This is a genomic window from Massilia sp. Masssp93 (assembly GCF_059491295.1).
In genome coordinates, this window is the sequence record NZ_CP168502.1 from 967,120 (window position 1) to 980,486 (window position 13,367).

Genomic DNA, 13,367 nt, shown 5'->3' on the forward strand with positions numbered 1-13,367 from the left:
CGGTTGAGGATTTTTTGCAAGTTTCGTGCGAAAATCGAGGAACCCGCATTGCCATGTCGGGCATGCAGGCCCCCGCTCCAGCTCTCATTCAAGGATATTCGTGAATCAATCTCTCGCCGCCACCCAGGTCTATAACTTCTCCGCCGGCCCGGCCGTCCTGCCGAAGGAAGTCCTGCGCCAGGCCGCCGACGAGATGCTGGACTGGCACGGCAGCGGCATGTCCGTGATGGAGATGAGCCACCGCGGCCCCGAATTCATCTCGATCGCGAAGCAGGCCGAAGCCGACCTGCGCGAACTGCTGGCGGTGCCGGCCAACTACAAGGTCCTGTTCATGCAGGGCGGGGGCCTGGGCCAGAACGCCATCACGCCGCTCAACCTGCTGGGCCGCAAGCCGCACGGTGCCGCGTCCGGCCCGGCGACGATCGACTTCGTCCACACGGGTTCGTGGTCGGGCAAGTCGATCAAGGAAGCGCGCCGCTACGCCAACGTGAACGTCGCGGCGTCGGGCGAGGCGAGCCGCTTCACGACCGTGCCGCCGCAGGAGACGTGGACGCTGAGCGCGGACGCAGCCTACCTGCACCTGTGCACCAACGAGACCATCGACGGCGTCGAGATCGGCTACGTGCCGACGGTGCAGGGTGAGACCCCGCTGGTCGTGGACATGTCGTCGCACATCCTGTCGCGCCAGATCGACGTGTCGAAATACGGCGTGATCTTCGCCGGCGCGCAAAAGAACATCGGTCCGGCCGGCCTGACGATCACCATCGTGCGCGAGGACCTGCTCGATCACGCGCTGCCGATCTGCCCCGGCGTGTTCAACTGGCGCGCCGTGGCCGAGGCGGACTCGATGCTGAACACGCCGCCGACGTACGCGATCTATATCGCCGGCCTCGTGTTCGCGCACCTGAAAAAACTGGGCGGCGTGGCCGCGATGGAACGCCGCAACATCGAAAAAGCGCGCCTGCTGTACGCGGCGCTGGACGCCGACGACTTCTACCAGAATCGTGTGGCGCCCGAATATCGCTCGCGCATGAACGTACCGTTCTACCTGCGCGACGAGTCGTTGAACGAACAATTCCTGGCCGGCGCCAAAGCGCGCGGCCTGCTGCAACTGAAGGGCCACAAGTCCGTCGGCGGTATGCGGGCATCGATCTACAACGCGATGCCGATCGAGGGCGTGCAAGCCCTGATCGATTATTTGAACGAGTTCGCGGGCCGGTAATCCGGCGTAGGGTGGGCACCCCCGTGCCCACGCGTAACGTGTGCGTAACGCGAACATCCGCGTGGGCACGGGGTGCCCACCCAACGGAGCAAAAGCGCGAACGGCACATCAAGAGCAGACAATGACAGACAAACTGAAACCCCTGCGCGAACAGATCGATGCGATCGACGCGCAAATCCTCGAACTCCTCTCCCGCCGCGGCAAGGTCGCGCAGGAAGTCGGCCACGTGAAGGCCGAGACGAACGCCCCCGTGTTCCGCCCCGAGCGCGAAGCGCAGGTGCTGCGCGGCGTCGCCGAGCGCAATCCCGGTCCGCTGAAGAACCAGGACGTGCAGACCATCTTCCGCGAGATCATGTCGTCCTGCCGCGCGCTGGAAAAGCGCGTGACGGTCGCCTTCCTCGGTCCCACCGGCACGTTCAGCGAACAGGCCGTGTTCCAGCAGTTCGGCAGCGCCGTGCAAGGCCTGCCGTGCGTGTCGATCGACGAAGTGTTCCGCGCCACCGAGGCCGGCACGGCCGACTACGGCGTCGTCCCGGTCGAGAACTCGTCCGAGGGCGCCATCAACCGCACGCTCGACCTGATGCTCGCGACCACGACCATCATCAGCGGCGAAGTGTCGATCCCCGTGCACCACAGCCTCATGACGAAGACCGGCAGCATGGACGGCGTCAAGGTCGTCTGCGCCCATTCGCAGGCGCTGGCCCAGTGCCAGGTGTGGCTCAACCTGCACCATCCGGACGTCGAACGCCGCGCCGTCGCGTCGAACGCGGAAGCGGCCGTGCTGGCGAGCCAGGACCCGACCATCGCGGCGATCGCCAGCGAGATGGCCGGCGAACAGTACAAGCTGGGCGTCGTGCAGGCGCACATCCAGGACGACCCGCACAACCGCACGCGCTTCCTGATCATCGGCAGCCAGGCCACGGGGCCGTCGGGCCGTGACCGCACGTCGATCGTGCTGGCCGTGCCGAACAAGGCCGGCGCCGTCTACAGCCTGCTCGCGCCGCTGGCCAAGCACGGCGTGTCGATGACGCGCTTCGAATCGCGTCCCGCGCGCATCGGCACTTGGGAGTATTACTTCTACGTCGACGTCGAAGGCCACATCGCCGATGCGGCGGTCGGCCGCGCGCTCGAAGAACTCAAGGACAACGCCGCCTTCTTCAAGGTGCTGGGTTCCTATCCGGTCGGCCTCTGAGCCGGGCATCACAGAATCATTCACAGTTCAGCCAAGAGAGTCCCATGTCGCAATTCGGTCCAGACTACGTCCGCGCCATCGCCCCCTACCAGGCCGGCAAACCCATTTCCGAAGTCGCCCGCGAGTTCGGTCTCGATGAAGCCAACATCGTCAAGCTGGCGTCCAACGAGAATCCGTTCGGCGTGCCCGAATCGGCCAAGGTCGCGATGGCCGCCGCTGCCGCGGAACTCGGCCGCTACCCGGACGCCAACGGCTTCGAACTGAAAGCCGCGCTGGCCAGGCGGTACGACGTGCCGGCCGACTGGATCACGCTCGGCAACGGCTCCAACGACATCCTCGAGATCGCGGCCCACGCCTTCGTGCAGAAGGGCCTGGCAGTCGTCTACGCGCAGTACTCGTTCGCCGTGTACGCGCTGGCCACGCAGGGCGTCGGCGCGCGCGGCATCGTGGTGCCGGCCAAGAACCACGGCCACGACCTCGACGCGATGGCAGCCGCCATCGATGCGGACACCCGTCTCGTCTACATCGCCAACCCGAACAACCCGACCGGCACGTTCATCCCGGCCGCCGGGATCGAAGCGTTCCTGGCCAAGGTGCCGGCCTCCGTCGTCGTCGTGCTGGACGAGGCGTACAACGAATACCTGGAGCCGAAGGACCAGTTCGAATCGACGCAGTGGGTCCGCAACTACCCGAACCTGATCGTCTCGCGCACGTTCTCGAAGGCGTACGGACTCGCCGGCCTGCGCGTCGGTTTCGCCATCGCCCAGCCGGCCGTGACGGACCTGATGAACCGCATCCGCCAGCCGTTCAACGTGAATTCGCTGGCGCAGGCCGCCGCCATCGCCGCGCTGAACGACAAGGCGTTCCTGCAAAAGGGTTTTGAAAACAACCGCGCCGGCTACAGGCAGCTGACCACGGCGTTCGAGGAGCTGGGCCTGGAATACGTGCCGTCGCACGGCAATTTCGTGCTCGTGAAAGTGGGCGACGACGATGGCGCCGGCGCGCGCGTGAACGTGGCGTTGCTGAAGCAGGGCGTGATCGTGCGTCCGGTCGGCGCCTACGGCCTGCCGCAGTGGCTGCGCATCTCGATCGGCCTGCCGGAAGAAAACGCGCGCTTCATCGAGGCGCTGAAGAAGGCCCTCGGTTGATGTTCACGAAAGTCGTCATCGTTGGCGTCGGCCTGATCGGCGGCTCGTTCGCGCTGGGCCTCAAGGCGGCCGGCGCGGCGGGCCACGTGGTCGGTCTCGGGCGCTCCGCGCAGGCGCTCGCACGTGCGCGCGAACTCGGTATCATCGACGAAGCGGCGGCGTCGCCGCAAGACGCGCTGCGCGGCGCCGACCTCGTGCTCATCGCGGCGCCCGTCGCGCAGACGGGGCCGATCCTGGCCTCGTTGCTGCCGTACCTGGAGTCGCAGACGATCGTCACGGACGCGGGCAGCACCAAGTCCGACGTCGTGGCGGCCGCGCGCGCCGCGCTGGGTGACCGGCTCAGGCAGTTCGTGCCGGGCCACCCGATCGCGGGGCGCGAGTCGAACGGGCCGGACGCCGCGATCCCCGACCTGTACCGCGGCAAGAAGACGGTGCTGGCGCCGCTGCCGGAGAACGCGCCGGAAGCGGTGGAACGCGTGGCCGCCGCATGGCGCACGTGCGGCGCCGTCATCCACATGCTCTCGCCGCAGGAACACGACAAGGTGTTCGCCGCCGTCAGCCATCTGCCGCACCTGCTGGCGTATGCGCTCGTCGACGACATCGCGGGCAAGCCGCACGCCGACCTGCTGTTCCAGTACGCGGCCAGCGGCTTCCGCGACTTCACCCGCATTGCCGGCAGCTCGCCGGAAATGTGGCGCGACATCAGCCTCGCGAACCGTGACGCGCTGCTCGGCGAGCTGGATGCCTATCTCGTTCAATTGACACACCTCCGCGCGCGGCTCGCCGCCAATGACGGTGCCGCGCTGGAGGCGACCTACGCCAACGCCCAGCGCGCCCGCCGTGCGTGGATCGAAGCGATCGAAGCCGCGGAACAACCGCCGGCGCCCGATCAGGAATCAGGAAAATGACACAGTCTAAAATCTATCCCCAGCACATCGACCTCGAACCCGTGATGCGCGTGCAGGGCACCGTACGCCTGCCGGGATCGAAGAGCATCTCCAACCGCACGTTGCTGCTGGCCGCGCTGTCCGAAGGGACGACGACCATCCACGACCTGCTCGCGTCGGACGACACGTCCGTCATGCTGGACGCGCTCGCCAGGCTCGGCATCCGGTGGGAGCGGATCGACGACCGCACGCACGTCGTGCACGGCGCCGCGGGCCGCCTGCCCGTGGGCCAGGCCGACCTGTACATGGGGAATGCCGGCACCGCGATCCGTCCGCTGACGGCGGCGCTGGCCGTGATCGGCGGCGACTACACCCTGCACGGCGTCGAGCGCATGCACGAACGCCCGATCGGCGACCTGGTCGACGCGCTGAACGCCGTCGGCGCCAGCATCGAGTACACCGGCAATCCGGGCTATCCGCCGCTGCACATCCGCGCGGGCCGCGTCCAGCCGGACCGCATCGCCGTGCGCGGCAATGTGTCGAGCCAGTTCCTGACGGCCCTCCTGATGGCCGCGCCGCTGATGGCCACCGCGCACCCGGTCACGATCGAGGTCGTGGGCGAGCTGATTTCCAAGCCGTACATCGAGATCACCCTGAACCTGATGCGCCGTTTCGGCGTGACGGTCGGCCAGGACGGCTGGGCGTCGTTCACCGTGCAGCCGGGCCAGAAGTACCAGAGCCCGGGCAGCATCCACGTCGAGGGCGATGCGTCGTCGGCGTCGTACTTCCTGGCCGCGGGCGCCATCGCCGGCGGGCCGGTGCGCGTGGAGGGCGTGGGCCGCGATTCGATCCAGGGCGACGTGCGCTTCGCCGACGCGTTGGCGGCGATGGGCGCGACGATCACGAAGGGCGACAACTGGATCGAGGCGAAGTCGAACGGCGTGCTCAAGGCCATCGACGCGGACTTCAACCACATCCCGGACGCCGCGATGACGATCGCCGTCGCCGCCCTGTACGCGGACGGCACGAGCACGCTGCGCAACATCGCCAGCTGGCGCGTGAAGGAGACGGACCGCCTGGCCGCGATGGCGACGGAACTGCGCAAGGTCGGCGCGACGGTGGAAGAGGGCGAGGACTACCTGCGCGTGACGCCGCCCGAGACGCTGTCGCCGGCGTCGATCGACACCTACGACGATCACCGGATGGCGATGTGCTTCTCGCTGGCGTCGCTCGATGGCGCGGCGCGGCGCGGCAACGCGATGCGCATCAACGATCCGAAGTGCGTGGCGAAGACGTTCCCGGATTACTTCGAAACGTTTTCCGGAATCGCGCAAGACACCTTATCCTGATGGGATAAATCTGGTAACCACACACACGTACATGTCGAACACGAATATTCCCGTCATTACGATTGACGGCCCGACCGCCTCGGGCAAGGGCACGGTGGCCCACAAGGTTGCCGACCGCCTGGGCTTCCACCTGCTGGATTCCGGCGCGCTGTACCGCCTCACCGCGCTGTCCGCGCTGCGCCGCGACACCGACATGCGCGACGAGCACGCGCTCGCCAAGGTGGCCGAGCACCTGAACGTCCGCTTCAACGGCGGCCATATCTATCTGGGCACGGAAGAGGTGAGCAACGCCATCCGGGCCGAGGACGTGGGCAATACCGCGTCGAAGATTGCCGCCCTGCCAGGCGTGCGCCAGGCATTGTACGGTTTGCAACTGAGCTTCCGCGAAACGCCCGGCCTCGTGGCGGACGGGCGCGATATGGGCACCGTGATCTTTCCCGGCGCAAAGCTGAAAGTGTTCTTGACTGCAAGTGTTGAGGCACGTGCGCAACGCCGGTATAAGCAATTGATTGACAAAGGGTTTTCTGCTAATATGGACGATCTGCTGGCGGATTTGCAGGCCCGCGACGCGCGCGACACCCAGCGCGCCGTGGCCCCGCTGGTGCCGGCGGAGGGGGCGCACATCCTCGATACCTCGCAAATGACGGCTGATCAAGCCGTCGAACAGGTACTCGCCTGGTATGCGCATCCCTGAATCAGCAGCAACCAAGCAGCAAGCGCCGCGCGAGCGGCGTGTCGGGTGCCCGGGGCCGGTCGCCTCGGGTGTGGTTCAACTTGACCCAGTTCAGATCGCATATGGCCGATCTGCTGGCTAACATCTCAAAACTTATGGCTACTGCAGCAAATCAAGATACCGGTATGGAAAGCTTCGCAGCACTCTTCGAAGAGTCGCTGGCCCGTCAAGACATGCGTTCGGGCGAAGTCATCTCCGCCGAAGTCGTGCGTCTGGATCACAACTTCGTGATCGTCAACGCCGGCCTGAAGTCGGAAGCTTTCATCCCCATCGAAGAATTCAAGAATGACCAGGGCGAACTGGAAGTCAACGTGGGTGACTTCGTTTCCGTGGCCATCGAATCGCTGGAAAATGGTTTCGGCGATACCATCCTGTCGCGCGACAAGGCCAAGCGCCTGGCATCGTGGCTGGCTCTGGAAAAAGCAATGGAATCGGGCGAGATCGTCACCGGTACCGTGAACGGCAAAGTCAAGGGCGGCCTGACCGTCCTGACCAACGGCATCCGCGCATTCCTGCCGGGTTCGCTGGTCGACACCCGTCCGGTCAAGGACACGACTCCGTTCGAAGGCAAGACCCTGGAATTCAAGGTCATCAAGCTGGACCGCAAGCGTAACAACGTCGTGCTGTCGCGTCGCGCCGTCATCGAAGCATCGATGGGCGAAGAGCGTGCGAAGCTGATGGAAACGCTGAAGGAAGGCACCGTCGTCACCGGCGTCGTCAAGAACATCACCGACTACGGTGCGTTCGTCGACCTGGGCGGCATCGACGGCCTGCTGCACATCACCGACCTGGCATGGCGTCGCGTGCGTCACCCGTCGGAAGTCCTGTCGGTTGGCCAAGAGATCACCGCCAAGGTCCTCAAGTACGATCAGGAAAAGAACCGCGTCTCGCTGGGCGTCAAGCAACTGGGCGACGATCCGTGGACCGGCCTGTCGCGTCGCTACCCGCAAGGCACCCGCCTGTTCGGCAAGGTCACGAACCTGACCGACTACGGTGCGTTCGTGGAAGTCGAGCAGGGCATCGAAGGCCTGGTGCACGTCTCGGAAATGGACTGGACCAACAAGAACGTGGCTCCGAACAAGGTTGTCCAGCTGGGCGACGAAGTCGAAGTCATGGTCCTGGAAATCGACGAAGAGCGCCGCCGTATCTCGCTGGGCATGAAGCAGTGCAAGGCGAATCCGTGGGACGACTTCGGCATGACCCACAAGAAGGGCGACAAGGTCAAGGGTCTGATCAAGTCGATCACCGACTTCGGCGTGTTCATCGGCCTGCCGGGCAACATCGACGGCCTGGTGCACCTGTCCGACCTGTCGTGGACCGAAGCCGGCGAAGAAGCCGTCCGCCGCTTCAAGAAGGGCGACGAGCTGGAAGCCGTCGTTCTGGCGATCGACGTCGAGCGCGAGCGTGTCTCGCTGGGCGTCAAGCAGCTGGAAGGCGACCCGTTCAACAACTTCGCTTCGCTGAACGACAAGGGCACCCTGGTCACCGGCACCGTGAAGTCGGTTGAGCCGAAAGGCGCCGTGATCGCGCTGAACGACGAAGTCGAAGGCTACCTGCGTGCTTCGGAAATCGCCCGCGACCGCGTGGAAGATGCCGGCACCCACCTGAAAGTGGGCGACAAGGTCGAAGCCCTGGTCATCAACATCGACCGCAAGGCACGCAGCATCCAGCTGTCGATCAAGGCCAAGGACAACGCCGAGACCCAGGAAGCCATGCAGAAACTGGCTTCGGACAACAGCGCAGCAACCGGCACCACGTCGCTGGGCGCTCTGCTGAAGGCCAAGTTCGACAACAAAAACTGATCAAAGGTTAATTCCTTTCGGAAGCCAAGCAGATGACCAAGTCCGAGCTGATCAACCGCCTTGCTGAACGCTATTCCCAGCTGGTGGCAAAAGACGCCGAGTTTGCCGTCAAGACCATCCTCGATGCGATGACGGGCGCTCTCGCGAGCGGCCAGCGCATCGAGATCCGCGGTTTCGGCAGCTTTGCACTGAACAGCCGGCCGCCCCGCATCGGCCGCAACCCGAAGTCCGGCGACAAGGTGATGGTGCCCGAAAAACGGGTGCCCCACTTCAAGCCGGGCAAGCAGTTGCGCGAGCGGGTCGACGCGATGGTCGGGCAGCCGATCATCGAAGACTGATTCGTCTGCGTCGAGCCGACAAGACGGCGTCCCACCCGGGGCGCCGTTTTTTTTTGAAAAATGTAACCGCGCATTGCATCGCCGATGCCCGTCGTGCAACCCACGTATAATCACGCCGCGCACACACAACGGCCGGGCTGGCCGTCCTATGAATATCGTTTCAAATATGCGACACTGCGCCTTTGCCGTCTTTCCACTCGGGACCTGCTGATGAAACTCGTCTCCACCATCGTCGGTTGCCTGTTGTTCGTCCTGTTTTTCAGCTTCGCCCTGAAGAACACGCACCAGGTCGACCTGCACTTCTTCCTGAACTACGAGGTGAGGGGGCCGCTGGTGCTGATGCTGCTGGCGTTTTTCATCGCCGGGGCGTTCCTCGGCATCCTGGCCGTGACGCCGACCGTGTTCCGCCACCGCCGCGAAAGCTCGCAGCACAAGCACACGATCCAGGCCCTGCAAAGCGCGGCCGGCACGGCCGCCGGCGCACCGCAGCCGGACAGCGTCGCGCCGCGCGGGGGACAAGGCGCGGCCGACGCGGCCCGACTGAACGTAACAGGACAATCAATAAGAACAACATATGGAATTTGAAATCTGGTGGCTGCTCGGCATCCCCGTCTTTTTTGCCCTCGGCTGGATCGCCGCCCGCGTCGACATCAAGCAGCTCGTCTCCGAATCGCGCAGTCTCCCGCGCGGCTACTTCAAGGGCCTGAATTTCCTTCTCAACGAACAGCCGGACAAGGCGATCGACGCCTTCATCGAGATCGTCAAGCTGGACCCGGAGACGGCCGACATGCACTTCGCGCTCGGTAACCTGTTCCGCCGCCGCGGCGAGACCGAACGCGCGATCCGCGTCCACCAGAACCTGTTGTCGCGTCCCGACCTGCCGCTCGAGCAGCAGGTGCATGCGCAGTACGAACTCGGGATGGACTACCTGAAGGCGGGCCTGCTGGACCGCGCCGAGGAAACGTTCAACCTGCTCGTCGACACGCAGTACGGCGTGCAGGCCCGGCGCGCGCTGCTGGAAATCTTCCAGCGCGAGAAGGAATGGCGGCGCGCGATCGCCGCCGCCGAGGGCCTGATGGAATCGGGCGCCGGCGCCCACCACAAGGAAATCGCGCAGTTCTATTGCGAGCTGGCGCAGGACGCCCTCGTGCACATGCAGTCCGACGAAGCGAAGGCGCTGCTGGACAAGGCCCTGCAGGCCGACCGCAAGAGCGTGCGCGCGACGATGCTGTGCGGCGATGCGCTCAAGGCCGAAGGCGACATCGAGGGCGCGTTGAAGACGTGGCGCCGCGTGGAGCAGCAAAGCGTGCCGCACGCGGCCCTCGTCGCCACGCGCCTGATGGATGGTTACCGCGCCGTCGGCCGCCCGCAGGAGGGCGTCAACCTGCTGCGCTCCTATCTCGAAGAAGCGTCGTCGATTGATCTGATCGAGGTGGTCTTCAAGGCCGTCATTGAACTCAACGGCGTGGACGCTGCCAAACAACTGGTGGTGGAAGAGCTGCGCCGCAATCCGACCCTGCTCGGTCTCGACAAGCTGCTGGAAGCGCGCCTGATGGATGCGCCGGCGAACGTCTGGGAAGAGCTGTCGATGGTGAAGAACCTGGTGCACGGGTACACGCAGAAGCTGGCGCGCTACCAGTGCAGCCACTGTGGTTTCAAGGCGCGCCAGTACTACTGGCAATGCCCGGGGTGCAGCAAGTGGGGAACCTATCCGCCGCGCCGCACCGAAGAACTGAATGTGATGAACTAAGCTAAAGCAAACCATGAAGATTACGATTATCGGCACCGGCTACGTCGGCCTCGTCACCGGCGCCTGCCTGGCGGAACTCGGCAACGACGTCTTTTGCCTCGACGTCGACCAACGCAAGATCGACCTGCTGAACAACGGCGGCATTCCCATCCACGAACCGGGCCTGGAGGAAGTCGTCGCGCGCAACCGCGCCAGCGGCCGCCTGCAGTTCTCGACGGACGTCGCGGCCAGCGTCGCGCACGGCCAGCTGCAGTTCATCGCCGTCGGCACGCCGCCGGACGAAGACGGCTCCGCCGACCTGCAGTACGTGCTGGCGGCCGCCCGCAACATCGGCCGCCACATGGACGGCTACAAGGTCATCGTCGACAAGTCCACGGTGCCCGTCGGCACTGCCGACCGCGTCGCCGCCGCGCTGCGCGAAGAGCTGCGCACGCGCGGCCAGGAGAACATGGAATTCGCCGTCGTCTCGAACCCGGAATTCCTCAAAGAGGGCGCCGCCGTCGAAGACTTCATGCGTCCGGACCGCATCGTCATCGGCCACGACGACAGCCCCGCGGGCCACCGCGCGCGCGACCTCATGAAGCTCCTGTACGCGCCGTTCAACCGCAACCACGAGCGCGTCTACTGGATGGACGTGCGCTCGGCCGAGTTCACGAAATACGCCGCCAACGCGATGCTCGCCACCCGTATCTCGTTCATGAACGAACTGGCGAACCTGGCCGACCAGGTGGGCGCCGACATCGAGGCGGTCCGCCACGGCATCGGTTCCGACCCGCGCATCGGCCACAGCTTCCTGTACGCCGGCGCCGGCTACGGCGGCTCGTGCTTCCCGAAAGACGTGCAGGCGCTGGAGCGCACGGCGCGCCAGTACGACCAGGAACTGCTGATCCTGCGTGCCGTCGAAGCCGTCAACGACCGCCAGAAGCAGGTGCTGGGCCGCAAGGTCGTGCAGCGCTTCGGCGCGGACCTGACGGGCATGCGCTTCGCCGTGTGGGGCCTCGCATTCAAGCCGAACACGGACGACATGCGCGAGGCGCCGTCGCGCGTGCTGCTGCAGGAGCTGATCGAGCGCGGCGCCACCGTCGCCGTGTACGACCCGGTCGCGATGGACGAAGCGCGCCGCGTGCTGGCCATGGATCTCGGCGAGGAGAAACTCGCCCGCATCGACTTCACCCAGGCCCCGATGGACGCGCTGACCGGGGCCGAGGCGCTGGTCATCGTCACCGAGTGGAAGGCGTTCCGCAGCCCGGACTTCGAGCAGATCAAGGCGCGCCTGAAGCACCCCGTGATCATCGACGGCCGCAACCTGTTCGAGCCGCCGCTGATGACGGGCCTCGGCATCGAATACCACGGCATCGGCCGCTCGGTCCTGACGGGCAAGTGAGGCGCGCATGACCAGCACCATCGCCAGCCGCCTGCTGCCCACGGACAGCTACCGCCAGGCCGAAGCGCCGCAGCTGGAGCGCGTGCGCCTGCTCGTCGTGGGCGACGTCATGCTCGACCGCTACTGGTTCGGCGACGTCTCGCGCATCTCGCCGGAAGCGCCGGTGCCGGTCGTGCGCATCGAGCGTCGCGAGGAGCGCCTGGGCGGCGCCGCCAACGTGGCGCGCAACGCGGCGGCCCTCGGCACGCATTGCGGGCTGCTGGGCGTCGTCGGCGCCGACGAGGCGGGCGACCACGTCGAACGCATCCTGCGCGAATCGAGCATCCACAGCTACCTGAAGCGCGACGAGGCGATTTCCACCATCATCAAGCTGCGCGTCATCGGGCGCCAGCAGCAGATGGTCCGCATCGACTTCGAGGACGCGCCCACGGAAACCACGCTGCGCGACAAGCTCACGCAGTTCAAGGCGCTGCTGCCGGACTACGACGTGATCGTCCTGTCCGACTACAACAAGGGGAGCCTCGTCAACGTGGCCGAGATGATCCGCGCCGCGCGCGCGGCCGGCAAGACCGTCATGGTCGATCCCAAGGGCGACGATTTCACGCCCTACGCGGGCGCCACGATGCTCACGCCGAACAAGTCGGAACTCAAGCGCATCGTCGGCACCTGGAAGACGGAAGAGCAGCTGACGGAAAAGGCGCAGATGCTGCGCACGGACCTCGGCCTGGAAGCGCTGCTGCTGACCCGGTCGGAAGAGGGCATGAGCCTGTACACGGCCGGCGAGGTCCTGCACGTGCACGCGGACGCGCGCGAAGTGTTCGACGTCTCCGGCGCCGGCGACACCGTCATCGCGACGATGGCCGCCATGCTGGGCGCGGGCGTGCCGCTGCCGGAAGCGCTGGCGACGGCGAACCGGGCGGGCGGCATCGTGGTCGGCAAGCTGGGTACGGCGACCGTCACCCGCGACGAGTTGTTCGCGCAGCGCCGCAAGGACGACGGGCACGTCTGATTGTGCGCCCGCAAGCCGCGCCGTCAACCCATCGTCCTGTCCATCCGTTATGGCAACAGGCGGCCATTCCCGGCAGCCATCCGACGATAATGGAGAAAACGAGATGATCAAGAAGCTGATGCTTGCAGTCGCCACGCTGGTGGCGTCGATGGGCTTTGCGTTCGCCCAGGTGGACGTCAACAAGGCCGATGCCGCCGCGCTGGATTCGGTCAAGGGCGTCGGTCCGGCCATGTCGAAGGCAATCATCGACGCACGCACCAAGGGCGGCGACTTCAAGGACTGGAGCGATTTCCAGAAGCGCGTGAAGGGCGTCGCCGACAAGCGCGCGGCCCAGCTGTCGAAGGCCGGCCTGCAAGTCAACGGCCAGTCGAAGGAAGGCGCACCGATGGCGGCCGCGTCCGCCGAGAAGGCCGCGCCGGCCGAGAAGGCCGCCAAACCGGCCAAGAGCAGCGCCAAGCCGGCCGACATGAAGGCCGGCAAATCGGCCACCTGACGGTCCGCACCCCGCATGAGAACCCCGCCGCGCGCGGGGTTTTTGTTTTGTACAAAAGTA

At 65.7% G+C, this 13,367-nt stretch carries 12 protein-coding genes and 1 pseudogene; all 13 read left to right on the forward strand.

Going from position 1 to position 13,367, the window contains the following annotated elements; all coding sequences use genetic code 11:
- Nucleotides 1–100 precede the first annotated feature (100 nt).
- The 13 genes and pseudogenes from serC to ACEN9Q_RS04300 all read left to right on the forward strand — a co-directional run bounded on the left by serC (nt 101) and on the right by ACEN9Q_RS04300 (nt 13,307).
- Nucleotides 101–1,222, forward strand: a complete 1,122-nt coding sequence (serC, locus tag ACEN9Q_RS04240) for a 3-phosphoserine/phosphohydroxythreonine transaminase (protein WP_495627475.1) — start codon at nt 101–103, stop codon at nt 1,220–1,222.
- Nucleotides 1,223–1,343: 121 nt separating this feature from the next.
- Nucleotides 1,344–2,414: a prephenate dehydratase gene (gene pheA / locus ACEN9Q_RS04245; RefSeq protein WP_056450574.1), complete on the forward strand. Its 1,071-nt coding sequence runs from the start codon at nt 1,344–1,346 to the stop codon at nt 2,412–2,414.
- A gap of 44 nt (nt 2,415–2,458) precedes the next feature.
- On the forward strand, nt 2,459–3,562 hold the full coding sequence (hisC, locus tag ACEN9Q_RS04250; protein WP_495627476.1) for a histidinol-phosphate transaminase: 1,104 nt from the start codon (nt 2,459–2,461) through the stop codon (nt 3,560–3,562).
- Nucleotides 3,562–4,470, forward strand: coding sequence for a prephenate dehydrogenase (locus ACEN9Q_RS04255; RefSeq protein WP_495627477.1), 909 nt, complete (start codon nt 3,562–3,564; stop codon nt 4,468–4,470). The genes hisC and ACEN9Q_RS04255 overlap by 1 nt, the downstream gene beginning before the upstream one ends.
- The gene (aroA, locus tag ACEN9Q_RS04260; RefSeq protein ID WP_495627478.1) at nt 4,467–5,798 is read left to right on the forward strand and encodes a 3-phosphoshikimate 1-carboxyvinyltransferase; all 1,332 of its coding nucleotides are present in this window, start codon (nt 4,467–4,469) and stop codon (nt 5,796–5,798) included. Before ACEN9Q_RS04255 ends, aroA begins: the two co-directional genes overlap by 4 nt.
- 31 nt (nt 5,799–5,829) lie before the next feature.
- Complete coding sequence (cmk, locus tag ACEN9Q_RS04265) at nt 5,830–6,492, forward strand: (d)CMP kinase (RefSeq protein WP_056450587.1); 663 nt, start codon at nt 5,830–5,832, stop codon at nt 6,490–6,492.
- 134 nt (nt 6,493–6,626) lie between these two features.
- On the forward strand, nt 6,627–8,333 hold the full coding sequence (gene rpsA / locus ACEN9Q_RS04270) for a 30S ribosomal protein S1 (RefSeq protein ID WP_082548402.1): 1,707 nt from the start codon (nt 6,627–6,629) through the stop codon (nt 8,331–8,333).
- 32 nt (nt 8,334–8,365) lie between these two features.
- Nucleotides 8,366–8,671, forward strand: a complete 306-nt coding sequence (locus ACEN9Q_RS04275; protein WP_056450593.1) for an integration host factor subunit beta — start codon at nt 8,366–8,368, stop codon at nt 8,669–8,671.
- Nucleotides 8,672–8,881: 210 nt separating this feature from the next.
- Nucleotides 8,882–9,172 (forward strand): annotated as a pseudogene (locus ACEN9Q_RS04280) (LapA family protein); the annotation flags it as partial.
- A 73-nt stretch (nt 9,173–9,245) separates the two neighbouring features.
- A complete protein-coding gene (gene lapB, locus ACEN9Q_RS04285) occupies nt 9,246–10,421 on the forward strand; it encodes a lipopolysaccharide assembly protein LapB (RefSeq protein WP_495627479.1) in 1,176 nt (391 codons plus the stop codon).
- 13 nt (nt 10,422–10,434) lie between these two features.
- On the forward strand, nt 10,435–11,805 hold the full coding sequence (locus tag ACEN9Q_RS04290; RefSeq protein ID WP_495627480.1) for a UDP-glucose dehydrogenase family protein: 1,371 nt from the start codon (nt 10,435–10,437) through the stop codon (nt 11,803–11,805).
- A 7-nt stretch (nt 11,806–11,812) separates the two neighbouring features.
- Nucleotides 11,813–12,814 (forward strand): D-glycero-beta-D-manno-heptose-7-phosphate kinase, encoded by a 1,002-nt coding sequence (rfaE1, locus tag ACEN9Q_RS04295; RefSeq protein WP_495627481.1) that lies wholly within the window; start codon nt 11,813–11,815, stop codon nt 12,812–12,814.
- A gap of 103 nt (nt 12,815–12,917) precedes the next feature.
- Nucleotides 12,918–13,307, forward strand: a complete 390-nt coding sequence (locus ACEN9Q_RS04300; protein WP_495627482.1) for a ComEA family DNA-binding protein — start codon at nt 12,918–12,920, stop codon at nt 13,305–13,307.
- The last annotated feature ends 60 nt before the right edge of the window (nt 13,308–13,367 follow it).

What these genes read in the sequence shown, in the direction of transcription:
- pheA (WP_056450574.1), top strand. Translation starts at nt 1,344, where the DNA reads ATGACAGACAAACTGAAACCCCTGCGCGAACAGATCGATGCGATCGAC.
- hisC (WP_495627476.1), top strand. Translation starts at nt 2,459, where the DNA reads ATGTCGCAATTCGGTCCAGACTACGTCCGCGCCATCGCCCCCTACCAG.
- ACEN9Q_RS04255 (WP_495627477.1), top strand. Translation starts at nt 3,562, where the DNA reads ATGTTCACGAAAGTCGTCATCGTTGGCGTCGGCCTGATCGGCGGCTCG.
- aroA (WP_495627478.1), top strand. Translation starts at nt 4,467, where the DNA reads ATGACACAGTCTAAAATCTATCCCCAGCACATCGACCTCGAACCCGTG.
- cmk (WP_056450587.1), top strand. Translation starts at nt 5,830, where the DNA reads ATGTCGAACACGAATATTCCCGTCATTACGATTGACGGCCCGACCGCC.
- rpsA (WP_082548402.1), top strand. Translation starts at nt 6,627, where the DNA reads ATGGCTACTGCAGCAAATCAAGATACCGGTATGGAAAGCTTCGCAGCA.
- ACEN9Q_RS04275 (WP_056450593.1), top strand. Translation starts at nt 8,366, where the DNA reads ATGACCAAGTCCGAGCTGATCAACCGCCTTGCTGAACGCTATTCCCAG.
- lapB (WP_495627479.1), top strand. Translation starts at nt 9,246, where the DNA reads ATGGAATTTGAAATCTGGTGGCTGCTCGGCATCCCCGTCTTTTTTGCC.
- ACEN9Q_RS04290 (WP_495627480.1), top strand. Translation starts at nt 10,435, where the DNA reads ATGAAGATTACGATTATCGGCACCGGCTACGTCGGCCTCGTCACCGGC.
- rfaE1 (WP_495627481.1), top strand. Translation starts at nt 11,813, where the DNA reads ATGACCAGCACCATCGCCAGCCGCCTGCTGCCCACGGACAGCTACCGC.
- ACEN9Q_RS04300 (WP_495627482.1), top strand. Translation starts at nt 12,918, where the DNA reads ATGATCAAGAAGCTGATGCTTGCAGTCGCCACGCTGGTGGCGTCGATG.